This is a genomic window from Chryseotalea sp., assembly GCF_057350905.1.
Window position 1 is genome coordinate 868,656 of record NZ_JBMRCF010000008.1, and the last position, 19,929, is coordinate 888,584.

At 40.5% G+C, this 19,929-nt stretch carries 12 protein-coding genes; all 12 read left to right on the forward strand.

Annotated elements, in window-relative coordinates:
- The first annotated feature begins 18 nt into the window (after positions 1-18).
- The 12 genes from ACO1XM_RS12345 to hutF all read left to right on the forward strand — a co-directional run bounded on the left by ACO1XM_RS12345 (position 19) and on the right by hutF (position 19,918).
- The gene (locus ACO1XM_RS12345) at positions 19-6,525 is read left to right on the forward strand and encodes an FG-GAP-like repeat-containing protein (RefSeq protein WP_486229345.1); all 6,507 of its coding nucleotides are present in this window, start codon (positions 19-21) and stop codon (positions 6,523-6,525) included.
- A gap of 3 nt (positions 6,526-6,528) precedes the next feature.
- The gene (locus ACO1XM_RS12350; protein ID WP_486229348.1) at positions 6,529-7,722 is read left to right on the forward strand and encodes a caspase family protein; all 1,194 of its coding nucleotides are present in this window, start codon (positions 6,529-6,531) and stop codon (positions 7,720-7,722) included.
- Between the two features lie 86 nt (positions 7,723-7,808).
- Positions 7,809-10,454, forward strand: coding sequence for a two-component regulator propeller domain-containing protein (locus tag ACO1XM_RS12355; RefSeq protein ID WP_486229350.1), 2,646 nt, complete (start codon positions 7,809-7,811; stop codon positions 10,452-10,454).
- Between the two features lie 138 nt (positions 10,455-10,592).
- Complete coding sequence (locus tag ACO1XM_RS12360; RefSeq protein WP_486229352.1) at positions 10,593-11,360, forward strand: hypothetical protein; 768 nt, start codon at positions 10,593-10,595, stop codon at positions 11,358-11,360.
- A 3-nt stretch (positions 11,361-11,363) separates the two neighbouring features.
- Complete coding sequence (locus tag ACO1XM_RS12365) at positions 11,364-14,018, forward strand: PAS domain-containing sensor histidine kinase (protein WP_486229354.1); 2,655 nt, start codon at positions 11,364-11,366, stop codon at positions 14,016-14,018.
- A gap of 9 nt (positions 14,019-14,027) precedes the next feature.
- Positions 14,028-14,552, forward strand: coding sequence for a DinB family protein (locus tag ACO1XM_RS12370; RefSeq protein ID WP_486229356.1), 525 nt, complete (start codon positions 14,028-14,030; stop codon positions 14,550-14,552).
- A complete protein-coding gene (locus ACO1XM_RS12375; RefSeq protein ID WP_486229358.1) occupies positions 14,549-15,838 on the forward strand; it encodes a D-alanyl-D-alanine carboxypeptidase/D-alanyl-D-alanine-endopeptidase in 1,290 nt (429 codons plus the stop codon). The genes ACO1XM_RS12370 and ACO1XM_RS12375 overlap by 4 nt, the downstream gene beginning before the upstream one ends.
- Before the next feature lie 79 nt (positions 15,839-15,917).
- Positions 15,918-17,177: a glycoside hydrolase family 3 protein gene (locus tag ACO1XM_RS12380; protein ID WP_486229360.1), complete on the forward strand. Its 1,260-nt coding sequence runs from the start codon at positions 15,918-15,920 to the stop codon at positions 17,175-17,177.
- The gene (locus ACO1XM_RS12385) at positions 17,177-17,443 is read left to right on the forward strand and encodes a hypothetical protein (RefSeq protein ID WP_486229362.1); all 267 of its coding nucleotides are present in this window, start codon (positions 17,177-17,179) and stop codon (positions 17,441-17,443) included. Before ACO1XM_RS12380 ends, ACO1XM_RS12385 begins: the two co-directional genes overlap by 1 nt.
- Positions 17,444-17,448: 5 nt before the next feature.
- Positions 17,449-17,730 (forward strand): hypothetical protein, encoded by a 282-nt coding sequence (locus ACO1XM_RS12390; protein WP_486229364.1) that lies wholly within the window; start codon positions 17,449-17,451, stop codon positions 17,728-17,730.
- Positions 17,727-18,530, forward strand: coding sequence for an N-formylglutamate amidohydrolase (locus tag ACO1XM_RS12395; protein ID WP_486229366.1), 804 nt, complete (start codon positions 17,727-17,729; stop codon positions 18,528-18,530). The genes ACO1XM_RS12390 and ACO1XM_RS12395 overlap by 4 nt, the downstream gene beginning before the upstream one ends.
- A 5-nt stretch (positions 18,531-18,535) precedes the next feature.
- Positions 18,536-19,918 carry a formimidoylglutamate deiminase gene (gene hutF, locus ACO1XM_RS12400; protein WP_486229368.1) on the forward strand — a complete coding sequence of 461 codons (1,383 nt, stop codon included), beginning with the start codon at positions 18,536-18,538 and terminating at the stop codon, positions 19,916-19,918.
- The last annotated feature ends 11 nt before the right edge of the window (positions 19,919-19,929 follow it).

The window sequence follows — 19,929 nt, forward strand, 5'->3', positions numbered from 1 at the left end:
TCGAGTTAGCATAAGTGTATGAAAGGATATTTACTCATTTTATTGACAGCATTTTCGTTAAGTGGTTTTGCACAAACCAACTATGCATCTTTAAACGGACCAAATACAGGATCACCCAAAAAAATAGTGAGTAGTAGTGGTGTGCTGGTAGGTATATCGGAAGGGTCAGGAGGAATAATAAGAAGTACCGATAATGGTGCTACCTGGGTAAGATCTAACACAGGTATTTCCAACTTCTATTTTAATGACATTATCTTGGATGAGTCAGCCAATAAATTATTTGCACTATCAAGTTCTCAACTCTATACATCTACGGATAATGGTCAGAACTGGATTTTGGCGGCAAACTCAGGATTTGTTAACAGCCGCTTTATTCAGAAGGCGCCCAATGGGCATTTTTACATCGTAGGATACAATGGGGTTGTTTATAGATCAACCAATGGAGGATCCACCTGGTCAACCAGGTACAGCAGTCTACCGCAGAATAGTGTTACTGATTTTGAGATAAATGGTTCTGGCCATTTGTTTGTGTTGCTTGATGGTGTTGGATTGTATCGATCGACCGATAGCGGTTTATCCTTTGCAGTGCAAAACACAGGTCTCACAAATTTAAACGCCTATTCTCTTTTAATAGACGGTGCCAATTTTTACCTCTTAACGTATACCGATATATTTAAATCAACAAACAATGGAGCTAATTGGGCAAGTACAAAGGGTGTAGCACCATCAGGTATTACAGATTGTTGTTTCAGTTATTCTGCAAGTGTTGAGAAAGATCCAGCAGGAAATATTTATGTGTTCAATGAACAATACTTGTGGAAAAGTTCAAATGCTGGTGCAAGTTGGACCAGTATAAAATCCCCTATGCCTGTTGGATTATATGGGCAAATTACCAAACCCTTTTTTCTTTCCTCAACAGAATTTTTTTATGGTATACAACAGATAGCCCTTTATAAAACGGTTGACGGTGGTGCAAATTGGTTTAGCAGCAATTCAGGCATTTTCACTAGCTATGAAATAGATATTCTGCTTACAGATAACGGTAGAATCTTGCAAGCTTACGGCTATCCTTACGGAATTAATATTTCGACAGATGATGGTGTAAGCTGGGATCCACTAACAAGTGGGGAGACTGGCAGACAGATTGTTGGTCTTACAAAAGCAGGAACTTCAATTCTTGGTTATGGTAATGGTTTAATTCGATCAACAGATAATGGATCTACCTGGACATTACTTAATACAAACAACTGCTATAATTTTGCCGTAGGCACTGGTTCGAACGTGTTTTCTATCAACAGTGTATTTCAGGACCCTAATTATGTATATGCGGTAACTTCTTCATCCGATTTAGGTGTAACGGTTAGTACGGTAAACACGACAGGCTTACCTAACCCGAACAATAGTTATATCGAAATAGGCAACTTTTTCGCTGATGTTTCGAACAATGTTTATCTTATGATCTATGATTACAGTTCAAATACTGAAAAGATCTTTAAAATCAATAGTTCTACAGGTGTAGCTACTGAAATAACCACACTCCCAATTGCCAATAACCTGATCAGAGATATTCACTTTAACAATGGCAAACTGTATGTACTTTCAGGCAACAATCAATTATTAATCTCCAGTGATGGAGGCCAGACCTGGACTACCAAAACAACGCCTTTCGGGAATGGTAGAATTAAGGCATTAACTGATAACACACTATATATTTTGGCCAATAATGTTTACATCAGTAATGATGGTGGTACAAGCTGGACCAACACAGAAAACTTTACGGCATTAACGCAAGGTCAATATGCAACTGATGTGGAAATTTCAAACACCAATTTTTCATATGTATCCTTCCCTTCTAATCCTATATATAAAAGTATTGCTCAGGTTATTCCTCCAGCTGCCCCAACGAGCTTAACTGTTGAGAGTTACTCAGCTTTTTCTCTTACACTAAAATGGAACGACAACTCTAACAATGAATCTTACTTTGTTATTGAACGCTCCCAAGGCAATAACACAGCTTTCGATAGTGTCGGTTTTGCTAATCCTAATTCTTTCAGCACTGTAATTACAAATACTAATGTACCCCTTGATAATACTTTATACTTCTTCAGGGTAAGAGCAGTTGGTGCAGCAGGTAATTCTTCATACACAAATGAAACATCCGTTACCACCTTGCCTAATTGCCAAACCTATACCATTCCTTTAAATCGCAGTTGGACAGCCGCCACTCAGACTTTAGCAGGAAGTAATAATCCTGTGAGCATTACTGGAGGCTCAGGTACCTACGTAATTACTGGCCTTCTCAACCCGACTGCTGTAAGTGGCATAAGCCCCGTGATTCAAACAACACCACAGTTTCAGATCAGAGAGGTCTGCGGAACTGTTTATCTAGCGCCCGGTACTGCCGTGTATGGCGATGGAAACGGAACCTGGGATGCGAACACAAATACCCTAACGATACATTGGAAAACAAGGCCGCATTACACTCCCTACAGAGAAGAAACAACTGTTTACACGCTTAATGCAGTAGATCCAGCACCAGTGGCTCCTCCTAATGTTGGCGCCTATATTAAAAACACTAATGAAATCGTTGTAAACTGGGGCTCATCATTGTATGCCCAGCAATATCAAGTGCAAAGATCAACTACTGCTGGGGCAGGATTTGTAAATATAGGTTCGCCACTTACTACAGGCCCTTTTCTTTACCTTGATAACACCACATTAACAGCAGGAACTACTTATTATTATAGAGTAGTAGCAACAAGTTTTGGTGGTGCAAGCACCAACTCTGCTGAAGTATCAGTTGCTTATCAGATACCAAAATTCAGTGCTATTAGTTTAACTGGTTACGATTTTCCTACCCAAGGAATTGCATGGATAGACATTGACAATGATAACGATGATGACCTATTAGTTACACCGTTTAATGCAGCTGCAGGTGCAACAGGTATTACAGTTTTTGAAAATGATGGTCTCGGAAATCTTACTAAAACAATAGTGCCGGGTTTATCTGATTTTGCATCGGCAACACTGCGTGTCATTTCTGTAGGAGACATTAATAATGATGGATATAGTGACATTATTGTTAATGGTTCTACTTCAGGAGGAGATGTTTTTATCAACAATAGAAATAAATCCTTTACTCGTACCAACCTGATATTGCCAAATAATTTTGGTTTAAACTGGTTTGCTTCAATGGCAGACTTTAATAATGACGGCAGACTTGATGTAGTATTCTCTGATGACGTTTCTACGACATCTACATTTTTTAGATTTTTTACACAGAATAGCAGTGGCGAGTTTGAAGCCTTTGAACTAGGCGAAATAGCAGCTGAAGCTACAGTGTCCAGAGGCGGAAGTTGGGCAGATTATGATAAAGACGGTGATCAGGATTTCATAAGAAGCAGGTTCGGAACAACAGTTACAGATTATGACCAACTCTACAGAAACAATGGAGACGGAACATTTACACCAGTAACAGGAACCGTCTTTGAGCAAGACTACGCTATGGGTTCACGATCCTTGTCTTGGGGTGATTACGATAATGATCTTGATTTAGATGTTTACATTGTTGAGAATGGTGCAGCAACATCAAGTATGTTATACCGTAATAATGGAGACGGAACATTTACAAAGATGACTGGTAACTTGTTGTCTGAAGCTAAAAGTGTTCAATCTTTTGGAAGTGCCTGGGGCGATATCGATAATGATGGAGATTTGGATATGGTTGTGGCCAACAGTCTACAGGCAGTATTATATATTAATGATGGCGTTGGTAACTTCAGCAAGTATACCGCCCAAGAATACTTAGTAGCTTCAGATGCTACCAGAACCAATATAGCCTTTGCTTTTTCTGATTATGATAATAATGGAACACTTGATATAGCAACAGGAAAAAACGTTGCAAACTTTCCAACCATTGTGTTAAAAAATTCTTTAGTTACAGGCACAAGTACACGATGGCTTAAAGTAAAACTACAGGGTGTAAACTCGAATAGGTCAGGGATTGGTGCAAGAATAGAGATAACAACACCCAATGCTAAAACCCAAATGCGTGCTATTGAAGCACTATCAGGGTATGGCAGTACAAGCAGCTTAACTGCTCACTTTGGTTTGGCAAATCAAAGCAGTGCCACAGTCCGGGTGTTCTGGCCGTCAGGATTACAGCAAACGATTACCAATGTAGCAGCCAACCAAACATTACTGGTGGTGGAAGATGGTATAGGACCACAAGCGCTTACCTTACTGCCAGCTAGTGGTGCTACAAACGTGGCTGCCTCCACGAAACTTGAAATTACACTCAACGAAGCTTCAACACCTATTGCAGCTAAAAGATTGATTGTGGTTAAGAGCAGCGATCCTGCTACTCAAATTTTTTCAATTGATGTTACTACAGCAGTTAAAACAGGCAATAAATACGAATTTACACTGCCTAATAGGTTAGAGTTAGGTGTTACCTATCAGGTGAGTATTGAGGCTGGGGCGTTTAGAGATATTTATGCAAACTTATCCAGTGTTATTAGTGGTAGCACTTGGACATTCACAGTGGGTAACGGACCTCAATTGGCTAGTCTTTCTCCAACCAATGCTTCGTCTAATATTAGCGTTAGTCAAGGGCTTGTCATCACCTTCAGTGGCGCAGTTGTAGCCGTTGCTGGGAAAAATATCAAAGTGTTAGATGGAACAACAACCTTGCTTGATGCCGATGTAACCACGGGTGCAATGGCCGGTAATGCTATTACATTTAATGCGCCCATAGCTGGGTGGCCCTTTGAGAAATTGCTCAATGTAACTCTTGATGCCGGGGCATTTACAGATAATGTAGGTAATGAATATGCTGGTATTGCAACTGGAACCTGGGCATTTACAACTAGTGAGGCACCTGATGTAACGGCACCTGATATAGTGTACGATCCTTCATCAGCGAATACGCTTGACAAGGGATTTTCTCCTCAAACATTAAGTATAGTTGCAACAGATAATAAAGCCGTAACGGGACTTACATTTTTCCATAAAAAAGTTTCTGATAACACCTTTAGCCAGGTGGCTGCAACCAATAGCAATGGAAACAACTGGACAACTCAACTTACCAGTACCATGGCGGACGATATGGGTATTGAATATTATTTTGTAGCTACTGATTTAGCTGGGAATACAAAAAGAAGCCCACTAGAATTAGATACATATCATAAAACCTCAATACGTTTTAATGCAGCGAATGCCCCTAGTATTACACTCACCGGTGCTGGAAATGTGGGTAGCTGGAAAATCATTTCAATACCCTACCAACTTCAAGGGGGTAACTTTAACATATCAACTATATTTTCAACTCTGGGTGAGCAGGAGGGTGGTGCTACATGGCGCATGCTCCGCTATAATAAGGTAAACAATAAGGATGCTTGGGAAGAATATCCAACCTTCTCCACTACAGAAAGAGGGAAGGGCTACTTTATTAACTATAAAGGTGATAGCAAACAAATTTCTTTTGCCAATGCCACCTCCCCTGATTATGATAGGGAAAATCTATTTAGTCTTAATCTTGTGCAGGGCTGGAATCAGATTGGTAACCCATATACCGTAGCCATTAATTGGGAAGAGGTAAGGAATTTTAACAATGCAACGGCTAATGTAGGTGCACTGAAAATATTTGCGAGTGGCAGCTATGGTAATGGAAATATTTTACAGCCAGGAGATGGTGGTTTTGTAAATGTAACTACGGCCGTAACGATACAGATACCTTTCCCTGGTCAGACATCTGGTACACGCACCAATCAGCCTGTCTTCACATCTAACCTTGATGATGAAAGCTGGCATCTTCCATTTACACTAGAACATAATCATATTACTAATATTTTCGCGGCCGTAGGTATGAACCCATCAGCTTCTGTAAGCTACGATGAGTTTGATGATGTTAACCCACCAAGATTCTTTGATTACGCTGAAATAAACTTTGAACATCCGGAACATATCTTTAAACGTTTTACGCGCGATATAGTGCCGACAGCAGCTTATCAAGAATGGGAGTTCTCTGTTAATTCAAACCTTGCAGGATTGGCAACCATACGATGGAATAACACTGATTTTGGCAACAACAATAAAGAAATAATGCTCTTTGATGTCCGCAACATGCAGTTAATCAATTTGAGAGAGTCAAGCGAGTATACTTTTGATCCGAAACAATCTTCAACATTCAAGGTTTACTTTGGAGTAAACCTGATGGAAAAAATTGGTGCAGAGAATTTTGCTGTTGGTAGTGCGTATCCTAATCCAACAAATAAAGAAACCACTGTTAGATTCTCATTACCTGAAAATGGAGGAGAACAGCAACAAGTTTCTTTAGAAATAAGTGATGCCATGGGCAGAAGTCTTGGTACAGTGGCACATGGTGTATTTAATGGCGGATATCATGAGCTTTCATTTGATGCCTCCTCATTAAGTAATCGCGAAGGCTTATTATTAATATCAGTAAATGTTGTTAATAAAACAGGCAGAAGCTCGAAACAAATAAAAGTGATGGTAAACAAATAATATATGAAAAAAGGACTCTTCTCATTAGCGTTAACGATTCTGAGCGTGGTGGTTGCCATGGCTCAAAACGTGAGTACGCGTACAAATGATTTTGAGGTGGATTTCAGCGATCCTAAAAAACTCGCCTACACCACTATTCCGGTAATCAACTGGATTACGCCTGTGCAGGAAACTAATTATGCACAAGAGAACAAGTTTAAGATCAGGGTAGAAATAGATTCAGACAAACCCATCAAGAGTATTATCATTAATGTGAAAGAGAGTGAGCAGTCGGCTTCCCGTGGCAGTTCTTCCATTCAACCGACAGATGCTGAAAAATTGCACACTGTGGTAGAACGGAACATTACACTGATGGAAGGTGATAACCTGCTTGAAATTATTGCAGAGAATGTAGACGGACAAAAAACGGTAAGCTATAGAAAAGTAACCGTAGGCTCGGCAGCACTTGCAGACGCAACAAAGCTGGACCGCACTGACTATGCCTTGATTTTTGCCACCGATGAATATGACCACTGGGGCGATTTGGTTAACCCTGTATTCGACTCGCGCACCATTGCCAACGAATTGAAAAACACTTATGGTTTTAAAGTGGATATTGTTGAAAACGGTACTCAAGCGGAAGTGCTTAAGAAGATTCGTGAATATGCCGAGAAGAAGTACAAGCCTTTGGATCAACTGCTCATCTTCTTTGCCGGACATGGTAACTATGACCAAACTTTTGGAGAGGGTTTTGTGGTAACACGCGAGTCTTTGATTAATGATGAGGCAAAAACAACCTACCTCTCACACAACCGTCTTCGCTCGATCATCAATAACATACCCTGCGAACATATTTTTCTGGCCATGGATGTTTGCTTTGGCGGTACCTTTGATGCGGCCTTGGCCTCATCCAGGGGTATAGATGATGAGGTTTACAAAGAGCAAAACACAGCAGAATTTATTGCCCGCAAGCTTACCTACAAAACAAGAAGGTTTTTAACCTCAGGGGGTAAAACGTATGTTTCTGACGGTATCCCCGGCAAGCACTCACCCTTTGCAAAAAACCTGATTGAGGCATTGCGGGCCAGAGGAGGTAGAGATGGGATTTTAACCTTGCCTGAAATCTACTCTTACGTTGAGAAATTGAAGATTCAGCCAAGATTTGGCGAGTTTGGAGACAATGCTCCGGGCAGCGATTTTGTGTTTGTAGCCAAATAGTATACCGCACCATTACTATAGAGGTGGACATTTATGTCCACCTTTTTTATTTTAAAGCTTAACTTTGGCTTTTTCATTCCCCAGTCATGAGAACCTTATTGCAATCACTTCTTCTTTTAATTATGGGTTTGCCTGCAGTGGCCCAACCTGGTCATTATTATATTTCGCATTACTCACAAGACAGGCAAGCAGGCGCACTTAGTTTTGACATGACTCAGGATGCTAACGGCCTAATGTACTTTGCCAGTCGCAAAGGGCTGACACAATTTGATGGTCATAACTGGCGAACCATTGCAACCCCCTCAATTATATATTCACTGAGCACAGATGGACAGCAAGTATTTGCAAGTGGAGAAGGTGTGATTGGCCAGGTCATTACTGCCTCCGACTATAGTTTGCAACTTAAGCCCATTGTTTCCACCCCGGGCAGCGATTATTTCGAGAGTGTAAGCAATAAAGGGATCCTCTTTTTTATTACAGAAAATGAGCTGATTACCTATCAGGTAAGTGACAAAAAAATTGGTAGAATAAAATTGCCTGCAGGAGAGGAGGGCTTCTCTAATCTATTTGAATTATCAGGTAATGTGTATGCAGCTACATTTAGCGGCAAAAATTATAAAGTTGAAGGCGCTAATCTGGTAAATGCTGATTTAGGATCCTTACAAGGTGTTGACCTGGTGCTTTCCTTTAACGAAAACTATTTTGTTGTTACCGAAGATCAAAAATATTATCTGGCCAAGGGTACAACTTCTTTGAAAGAGATTGTACTGAATGATGCAAAATACCTGCAGTCTGGTGTAGTAGTCAGTGGCGCATGGGTTAATGATAAACTGATTGCTTTGGGAACCCTGAATGGTGGTGTGGTTTTTATTGATCCACAAACAGGAAAAACAGAGGAGATAATAAATTATTACTCAGGCCTGCCTGACAATGAAGTGTATTGTATGAGGCGCGATTCAGAAGGGAATGTCTGGGTGGGTCACGAGTATGGTTTTAGTTGCATAGCGCCTGAATTGCCTTTTCGTTCTTTTAATCACTACACGGGTTTAAGCGGAAATATACTCTGTGCCAAAACCTTTAAAGGTCGCGTGTTTGTGGGTACTTCTGTGGGTCTATTTACATTGACCAAAGAGGACCAGTACATGGATGAAATTTATTTTGTTGAAAAGAAGGGTACTATAACAAAACAAGTAGCGGTTGTTCCGCAAGAAGAAGTTGCGGAGCAGACCACAAAACGCAGAGGCTTGTTCCGATCCAAAAAGAAGAAAGAAGAAACAGAAGTTAAGCCAGCCACAGAAGAGAGGACAGAAACCGTTATAACCAAGATAAGACAGGTTCGTAAAGTACTGATGGGAAGCACTTACTCTTTCAAAAAAGTAGAGGGCATTCAGACTAAAATTGAAAAACTGGTAGATCATAATGGTTCACTCTATGCATCTGGCCTTTCCGGGCTGTTTAAAATTGAAGACGTTAAAGCAAAACCACTTGTACAGGAGCCTGTAGAAGTAATTGCATCTAGCAGCAAATACGGTATCGTTGGTGAAACTTACAGAGGCAGGGTTTTTTCGTGGACTGAAAAAGGCGAAACTACTTTAATAGAAGATATACATGACGATATCAGCTCTTTTGTAGAAGATGCAAAGGGTACACTTTGGATAACAGGATCTAAAACACTTTACGGATTTGCCAATGACAAAACCTTGAAGCCATACGCCTTTACTAATCCGGCATTGGATCATAGTGAATCCATTAAATATGGGGATGCCATGTTGTTGGTTAACACAAATGGTTTTTATACTGTAAACGGAGGGGCTGTTCGTGTAATTGATTCACTGGGTAAGCCATCACAATTTTTTGCAACTGACGACAACCTATGGTACCGCTATAAAGAAATGTGGAGATGTCTTGGCTCTTTTGAAAACCATCAGAACCTGGAGTACCTTAATGTATTTGCCGAGCTGCGGTATATTGATGCCGAAGAAGGGAATGATGATGCCTTATGGGTAGTCACTAAAGACAATGAATTGTTTCGCTTCTATTCTAATAAATCATTACAACAGGCTAATACCTACCCTTTCATGATCCGCTCTATTCGCAACCAGCAATCATATTTTCCTGTTAATCTTCCTTTCTACAAGTTAGAACAGGATGGAGGCCAGCTCAATGTTGAAATTGTGCAAGCAACATTTGGTTCTCAACTGGGAGCCCAGTATCGCTATTCACTAGAGGGCTCAGAATCAGATGGTGGCTGGTCGGATTGGACAAGCAATAATGTTTTTAATTTCCCTTACCTGGCACTTGGCAACTATACACTTAAGTTTCAAACCAGAGATGCCTTGGGTAGAATCAGTGAGTTAGAAAGTATTAGAGTTCGCATTAACCCGCCATTTTGGAAAACTCCCTGGTTCTATGCCATGGAGTTTGCTGTTTTCAGTGTATTAGTTGTACTGTCAATGCGTCTTCAGGCTTTAAACAACCGGTATAGATTAATTGCACAAATGTTATCCATGCTTACCATTGTATTATTGATCACATTGATTCAGGCAGCTGTGGGTACCTATTTCGTCACAACAAGCCCCGTCATGGATTTCGGATTGCAGGTAGGCATTGCTTTTTTAGTGCTTCCGGTGGAAATGTTCCTGCGAAAGGTGATGTTTTCAACCAATGAAAAGAACAAGCTTTATCAGATTATAAATCCTACATTAAGAAAGCCTACTACCGGGGATAAATAGTATCTTAGGTTAAAAATCACCCATGAAATGCCCCTAACGTTTAGCATTAACTTGCTGGGTTAATTGAGGTATTCCATCCTGGTGGCAACAAGCACTTAAGGCATAAGGTCAGAGACCTTTATATAAAATGATAAACACATGAAACGACTCTCCGTCCCCCTTGTACTGGCATTATTAACCATGGCTTGTCAGCCGCAGCAAAACAGTAATAATGCATCGGGTTATCAGAACCCTCCGGCAGCAGGTTTTAACATAGATTTTTCTGACCCTGCCGCGATAGAACTGGCCGATAGCGTTATGCGCGCTCAAGGTGGTAGAGCAGCCTGGGATCAGACACGCTTTATCAGCTGGAATTTTTTCGGACGCAGAAAACTGGTGTGGGATAAACAAGAGGCAAGAGTAAGAATAGAATCCTTGTCCGACAGCACCATATACTTGTTAGATATGAAAACAGGTAAAGGAAGGGTGCGTGTTAAAAACACTGAACTGACAGAACCAGACACACTGAATGCCATGTTGAAACGAGCTGAGAGAATCTGGATTAACGATTCATACTGGCTGGTAATGCCTTTTAAACTGAAGGATTCAGGCGTTACCTTAAAGTATTTAGGAGAAGATACACTCCAAACAGGCGGCTTCTGTAACGTACTGCAACTTACCTTCGAAAATGTGGGCTCAACACCAGAAAATAAATATCATGTTTACGTAGATCGCAAAGATAATCTCGTAAAACAATGGGCATACTTTGAGAAAGCAACACAAGATACGGCCTCAGCAATATGGCCCTTTGATAACTATAAGCAATACGGGAAAATAATGCTTTCGGCAGAGCGATCAGATGGCAAAGGACCTAAAGAAGTAAGTGTAAATGATGACTTGCCAGATGCATTGTTCACAGAATTCTAATGCATGGCTAAAAAGAAGAACACTACATTTGGTGTTTTAGAGGAGACACGCTTTAAGGCGCTTATAGAGCATGCCCACGATGGCATAGTTTTGTATGACGCAAAGGGTGTCATTCGTTATGCAAGTCCTTTCTTACAACGTTTTGGTGGATATACAGAGAAAGATTTATTAGGCAGAAAGGGATCGGACTTTGTACATCCGGATGAAGCAGATAAAATCCGTAAAATCTTTTACAATTTAAAACCAGGCGAGAGCGTAACCTTTCAGCAAAGGTTGCTGCACAAAAAGGGCTATTTCCGCTGGGGAGAGACTACACTCACAAATCAACTGCACCTGCCTGAAGTGCAGGGCATAGTCTCCAACTTTAGAAATATTAGTGAGCGTAAAGAGGCCGAAGAAAAATCAGCGCAGTTTCAGGAACTGCTAGAAACGATTAATGAAAATTTAGAGGAAGGAATCTTTTTAGGAGAGTTTGGCGAGAAGTTTTTATATGCCAATCAGGCATTTCTGAGAATGTCGGGATATAAATCTTTTGAAGAATTAGCGAAGACAAGACCACGTGATTTTTATGTAGATGATGCCCAGCGCCTGTATATCCTGAGTCTGATGGCGCAGGAAAAGGTTGTTCGAAATCAAGAGCTGCAGTTTTATAAAAAAAATAAAAAGAAAATATGGGTAAAAATGACGATAAGCTTATTGTCGTCTCCCGATCGCAGAACCCAGTATATTGGAACAGTACAGGACATTACCGAGCAAAAAAAATCCGAACTGAAATTCCAGGCAAGTCAACAACTCCTTTCCTCCATCAGTAATAACGTACAGGAAGGTTTTTTCAGAAGCTCACCAAGCAAAGGTTTGATTTATGTAAATGAATCGTACGTAAAAATGTTTGGCTACAAAAATCTGGAAGAAGTATTGAAGGTCTCGCCAGTAAAATTCTATGCCAACCCACTGGATCGCAAGCGACTCATTAACGACCAGAAGAAAACTACGAAGGTAAGTAATGCTGAAGTGCTCTATCGCAGAAAGGATGGCAGTACTTTTTGGGGATCTCTTAACAGTACCATGTTTAAGGCTGAAGACGGCACCTATATTATGGATGGTGTTGTTCGCGACATTACAGAAATCAAGAGCAAGGAAGATGAGTTTCTTCAACTGCACTCAAATCTCCGCGCAATTATGGAGAGCACGCAGGAATCCATCTACGCGCTTGATAAAAAATTTCGATATCTTGCCTTTAATGAGAATCATAAGAAGATAATGAAGCTCCTCTACAATCAGGAAATAGCGATTGGAGGAGACCTAAGAAATTATTTAAAAGGATCTGTTGACGAATCATGGTATCCTGATGAGATCAAGCGTGCCATAGACGGTGAGCGCTTTATAAAGGAATATAAAGTCCATTACGAAAACTATCCTAACAGGACTGTACGCATTACTTTTAATCCGATTAAAGGGAAAAAGAACGAATTGCAGGGGGCGGCTATGTTTGTAGTGGACATAACAGATCAAAAGCAAACCGAGGAGAAGGCAAAGCAACTTCTTTCTAATCTTACAGCAGTCTTGGAAAGCACAAAGGACAGAATTTTTGCTGTTGATCAGAATCTTAGATACCTGATATTCAACCGATCGCATGAAGAGCGAGCCTTCAAATCATCTGGCAAGAAAATTAAGGTGGGCGATAGCGTGCTCAAGGTCTTTCCAAAATCAGATTATCCAAACCTGGAAGAAAATCTTAAACGCTCCCTGAGGGGTGAGTATTTTAACATCGAAATGACATTGCCATCAAAAAATGTTGTGGAGGTGTCATACAGCCCAGTTAAAGATATCGATGGCAGAATAAGCGGAGCGGCAGCTTTCGTTCGCGACATCACCATGCGTAAGCAAAACGAACAAAAAATCAGGGCACTAAATGAAGAGTTAATAAACCAGAATTGGAAGCTCGAGGCACGTGAACAGGATTTAAAAATGACCATGGAGGAATTGTCAGAACGCAATTTTGAATTGGATCAGTTTATGTATAAAACGTCACACGATTTGCGATCTCCACTAAGTTCAGTGCTAGGACTTATTAACCTGGCCAAATTCGACAGCGAGAAGGAAAGAGTGAATGAGTATCTTGATAAGATTGAAGGACGTGTAAGAAAACTAGATGAGTTTGTCCGGTCAATGCTCAGTTATGCTAAAGTAAGCCGGGCAGAGATTATAACCAGCGAGGTGGTACTGGATGAACTGATTACCGCCAGTATAAAAGAATTAGAGTACCTGGAAAACTTTAAAAAACTGAACATCAATCTTAAATGTAAAAATAAAACAAAGTTTAGATCAGATGAGATGACATTAAAACTCATATTTGGCAATATAATTTCAAACGCATTTAAATATTATAATAGTAATGTAAAAAGCTATTTAAAAGTAACGATTGATGTAAATACAATGAGAGCCTCTATTACATTTGAAGACAATGGTATTGGCATTCAGAAAGAATACCTCGATAAGATTTTTGATATGTTTTTCCGGGCAACAGAAAAGTCAGAAGGATCCGGGCTGGGTATGTATATTGTGAAACAGGCTGTGGATAAGCTGAACGGCAACATCAATATTATAAGTGAATATGGTAAAGGCACAACGATAAAATTAGTAATTCCCAATCTTTAAGCAGCGATTATGCAATACATTAACTTTGATTCTGTTCCGTCATACTATCAAACCTATGTGAAACATGTTTATGAGGTTCCGCTTATGGAAGCCTTACAAAGCAGTCAGCAAAAATTACAAGAGATTTTAACCACAATTCCCGAAACGAAGGGAGACTTTCGTTACGATACAGGTAAATGGAGCATTAAGGAATTGCTCTGCCACATGATGGACGCAGAAAGAATTTTTTGCTACCGGGCCTTACGTTTTTCAAGAAATGATAGAACGGAACTGCATGGCTTTGATGAAAACGCCTATGCTCCAGAAGCAAATGCACACGGCAGAAGTATTGCACAACTTGCGAGAGAAATGCATAACCTGAGAATTAGTACACTGGATTTGTTCAGAAACCTAAACCCTGAAATGCTTGACAGAAAAGGCAAGGCAAATAATACTGAAATATCAGTATTAGCCTTGGGCTATGTTGTTGCTGGCCATGAAACGCACCACAGGACTGTTTTACAGGAGCGATACCTACCAGCATTTGTCAAATGAGATACGCAGCTTTTCTTTTAGCTTTAATTTTCTCATACGCCTGCACCCCGCGTTTTCAAAAATCACTGGAGAGGAATTTTAATGACAGTGAAATAAAATTTCAGGATCACACAGGGTTTTCATTGTATGATCTTGAAAGCAGCAAAACTGTATTTGAATATAATGCAGACCGTTACTTTACACCTGCTTCGAATACTAAAATCCTGACTTTTTACACCTGCCTTACAATGTTGGGCGATTCCCTTCCGGCATTCAAATACAAGCAATCCAATGATTCATTAATTGTTTGGGCGATGGGTGATCCTAGTTTCTTAAATGCTAAGGTTTATCATAATCCTGCTGCATTTAATTTTTTGAAGAATGCAGGAAGTAAGATTTACCTGTCGACAAATCATTTTTATGAAGAAGCTTTCGGTAGCGGCTGGGCCTGGGATGACTACAATGGTTCTTACCAACCTGAAAAATCTCCCTTTCCAATATACAGTAATTTAGTAAAAGCTACCTTCGACTCAGCCACCCTGTTTATTGAACCGCCCTTCTTTGCAAACAGCATCAAGGTTGCTGAAGAGAAGAAAAGCCCCGAATTGCTGCGTGAAAAAGATCAAAATCTTTTCACCTTTTATCCCTCTACCCGCATTCGAACTAAAATAATTGAAACACCTTTTCGCACAAGCGACTCCCTCACACGCCAACTTCTGCAAGACACACTTCGCAGACAGGTTGACTACATCACTAAACCTGTACGCAGAGATGCCAACTTATTTTTTAATACGCCTGTTGACAGCATCTACAAAGTAATGATGCAGGATAGCGATAATTTTTTGGCAGAACAGCTTTTGTTAGCCTGCTCCGCCACGCTGAGCGATTCATTAAGTATACTTCCAGCAATGCGCATGATGCAACAAAGTTACCTGAGTGATTTGCCAGATAAGATGCGCTGGGTTGATGGCTCTGGACTTTCCCGCTATAATTTATTTACCCCCAGGAGTATCGTTGCAGTTTGGAAAAAGATTTATCAGAAAGTACCTCGAGAAAGATTGCTCCCCTTATTGGCTACGGGTGGAGTAAACGGCACTGTTGCCAACTGGTACAAGGCAGAGGAGCCCTATATTTTCGGCAAGACCGGCACCCTGGCGAATAATCACAGCTTAAGTGGATATTTAATTACCCGTTCTGGTAAAACCCTGATCTTTTCTTTTATGAACAGTCACTATCTTGCATCCACTTCCGATATCCGGAGAAATATGCAAAACATATTGGAGTACATCAGAGATAACTATAAGTAATGAAATATGCACACACGGTATGCGACTCCAAAGAGGATAATAGCTTGGTATTCCGTGTAGCCCTAATAAAAAATAACACATGAAATTGATTTTTACATGCCTCTTAAGCATTGGTGTCATCAGTACATCATTCTCCCAAACTGACAGCCTCTCTATAAAGATTGGGCAAATGCTATTGATTGGTTTCGCTGATACAAAAGTTGATGAAAAAGTACTTAAGGAGATTAAAGATGGGAAAGTAGGTTCTATTATCATTTTCGAAAAGAATATACCAAAGTCGAATTCTTATGTGGCCTTAAAGAAAATAATCTGGTCCTATCAACAGGCGGCTGAGATACCGCTTTTTATTGCTATTGATCAGGAGGGTGGTCGCGTTAATCGCTTAAAAGAAAAGTATGGATTCCCACGGTCGGTCTCTGCTGCCTATGCTGGCAAGAGTAAATCAATGGACACAGTACGTTTCTATGCAGAAGCTACGGCTGCAACTCTGGCTGGATTGGGCATCAATGTAAATTTTGCCCCAACGGTAGACCTTGCCAGCAATCCTAACAATCCAATTATTGCAAAAGTAGAACGCTCCTATTCAGCGAATGCTGATACCGTAAGCATGATGGCAAAAGTATTTATTGAAGCTCATCGTAAACTAGGTGTTTTAACCGTATTAAAACATTTTCCAGGACATGGTAGCTCTAAAGACGATACCCATTTAGGTATAGCAGATGTAACCAATACGTGGAACGAAAGTGAATTAATGCCCTATAAGAAGTTGTTGCAGGAGGGCTGTGTAGATGGTGTAATGAGTGCACACATCGTGAACAAAAAACTGGATGCCCGAGGCTTACCCGGAACTTTATCAGACAGTATTCTTGGTAAGTTATTGAGAAAAGATATTGGCTATACAGGTGTTGTCTTTTCTGACGATATGCAGATGCATGCGATTACTAAACATTATGGATTGGAAGAAGCTATTAAGCTGGCTATTCTGGCTGGTGTTGATGTGATGACATTCTCTAATAACATATCAGGTAGTGAAGAGCGTACCGTTGATAAAGTACATGGCATTATCAAAAAGCTTGTGCAGAATGGTACCATCAGTGAAAAACGCATTAACGAATCGTATCAACGCATCATATACTTAAAAAAAGCATTTGCTTTTGACAAGGCATACTTTCAGCGTGAAGCTTTACAGCAAAAGCAGCAGGCAATAATGGCAATGAAAATGGCGCAAGAGCAATTAAAACAAGCTCAGCAGAAGTCAGATAATTTTAATAGAAAAGAGATACCTGAAGCGGAGCAAGATAAAAGCACTAAGAAAAAGCGCGTAAAGAAGAAAGAGTAATGGAAAAGTCTTTAGATAAACAACAAGTAAGAAGAGCCAGAATAACAGCAATTGTCTTGGCGACCTCATTAGTGGTTGCCTTGCTTTCAATGGTCTATGCGTTTACCCGTAGCGAGGAAGTTGAGAGAATTGCAAAAGAAGCGGAGCAGGTAAAAGTATTGGCAGAGAAGTACAGATTGGAAGCAGAGCAAGCAGCGGCAGAGGCGAACATAAGACTGGGAGAAGCACTGAAGGCCTTGGATCAATGCAGAGCAAACACTAAATAGGTTTTATGGAAGACATACAAGCATTGAATGCTGAAATCCAGCAACTGAAAAAATCAGCCAGCAGAAATAAGATAATACTATTAGCGCTGTTTGCATTGTTAATTTGTTCGAGTGTTTTTGCCTATGTTCAAAGGGGTGAAGTGCAACTTCAGAAAGCGTTAAGCGAAAAGCTGAAGGAAAATGCTGAGGAGGCACAGAGACTGGCTGCAATAAATGCAGAACATGCTTTTCGTGCAGAGCAAGTTTGCCAAATAAAATTGATTGAATGTGAACAAAGACTTAAATGAGTGAGACCTATTTTATAAAACAAGCAGCTGCCCCTGAAGTCCCTATTATACTTAGTGTGCCACATTGTGGTACAGCTTTTCCTGACGAATTAAAGAGCGAATTTAAAAAAGAGCTAAGCGAGGCGCCAGACGACACTGATTGGTTTGTGCATAAGTTATATGACTTTGCACCGTCCTTAGGCATTACTATGATTCACGCAAATTATAGTCGTTGGGTGATTGACTTAAACCGTGATCCTGAAAGTAAACCTCTTTATACTGACGGAAGAATTATAACAGCACTCTGTCCAACCACAACTTTTTTTGGCGACCCTGTTTATAACGATGAGAGAAAAGAAGTTGACCAACAGGAAGTGCATAGGCGCGTGCAACAATACTACAAGCCTTATCATGATAAGCTTACTGAACTGATTGATGCAAAAAAACAAAAATTTGGTAAAGTTTTGTTATGGGATTGCCACTCCATCCGTCAGCAAGTGCCAACCATTTATAAAGATAAATTTCCAGATTTAATTTTGGGTAATGCGGATGGTGCTTCTGCATCAGGGGAAATTATTGATACAGCACTGGGTGCTTTGTCGAAAAGTGATTACTCGGTTTCACACAATCATCCATTTAAAGGTGGTTATATTACCAGACATTTTGGAAAGCCTGCCAACCAGGTACATGCCCTGCAATTGGAAATGAGTAAAACAATGTATATGGATGAGCAGGAAAAAAACTATAATGAAGAAAGAGCAGCAAAAATGAGAAACCTGTTAAAAACGGTGTTGACCCAATTGATTTTTACTTTGAAATAATGACAATGCAAGCTAGACTACATAAGATACTTCGATTTAATCAACTTTGGCATAACCAGGCCTGGCTCGCGCCAGCCTTTGTTTCGCTGGATGAGCGTGGTTGTATTCTATCAATTTCCTCTGAAGCACCAACACAGGCAGCGGCTATCGAGTATGTAAGCGGGATCGCATTGCCTGGATTCCAAAATGCACACTCGCATGCATTTCAATATGCCATGGCGGGTTTAGCTGAACAGCATGCCCCGGGCACCAACGATGATTTTTGGACCTGGCGCGAAGCCATGTACCAATGTGCACTTGCTGTCAATCCTGATGAGGCAGAGGCCATAGCTGCCATGTTATATGCTGAGATGGTCAGGCATGGCTATACACATGTAGTTGAGTTTCATTATCTGCACCACGATAAAGAGGGCAGACCCTATAGCAATTTGGCAGAGATGGGCGAGAGAATGGTGGTGGCAGCAGCCACGGCAGGTATCAACATTACACTCATTCCTGTTTTCTATCAAAAAGGTGGGTTTGGCCTTGAGCCTCAAGCAAGACAAAGAAGGTTTATTTCCAGAACTGTTGAAGACTATTTTCATCTGCTCGATGATTCAGCAGCAGTAGTGAAACACCATACACATGCAAAACTTGGCTTTAGTGTACACTCATTGCGAGCTGTTGATCTACAAGACATTAAAACTACATATCAACAAGGACCAAAAGACATTCCTTTTCATTTACATGTAGCAGAGCAGAAAAAAGAAATCGAAGATTGCCTGGCGTATACTAAGCAACGCCCGGCCGAATGGTTGTTGAATAATCTTCCTGTTGATGAACGATTCCATTTGGTGCACGCTACACATTTATCAGATGATGAAGTAAAAGGTTTAGCAAAAGCAAAAGCGGATGTGGTATTGTGCCCTTCTACAGAAGGAAATCTTGGCGATGGTATTTTCAGAATGAAAGATTATGTAAAGGCAGGTGGAAGGTGGTGTATTGGTACAGACAGTCATATCGGCATTAATCCATTGGAAGAATTTCGTATGATTGACTACCGACAAAGGTTAATTACAAATCAACGCAATACTTTTGAAGGTGATGCAGCTGCCTACATGGTGCAGACAGAAATTACCAATGGAAGAATGGCCATGGGCTTAGGAGAAACATCACCCTTTGTAATCGGAGAAGCTTTTCATGCAGTAGTGTATGATGCGGCTGCCCCATTGTTGGCCAATACTTCAAAGGAAAAACTAATGGCCAGTATTGTGTATGCCACGGATAGTGCCATGGTGTTGGGAACAATCATGCACGGCAAGTGGATTGTGAAAGAGAATAAACATAGAAGAAGTGAAGAAATTCAAAATGCTTTTGCAAAAGCCATGCAAAGTATTAAGAATCGATAGATAATTTTTAA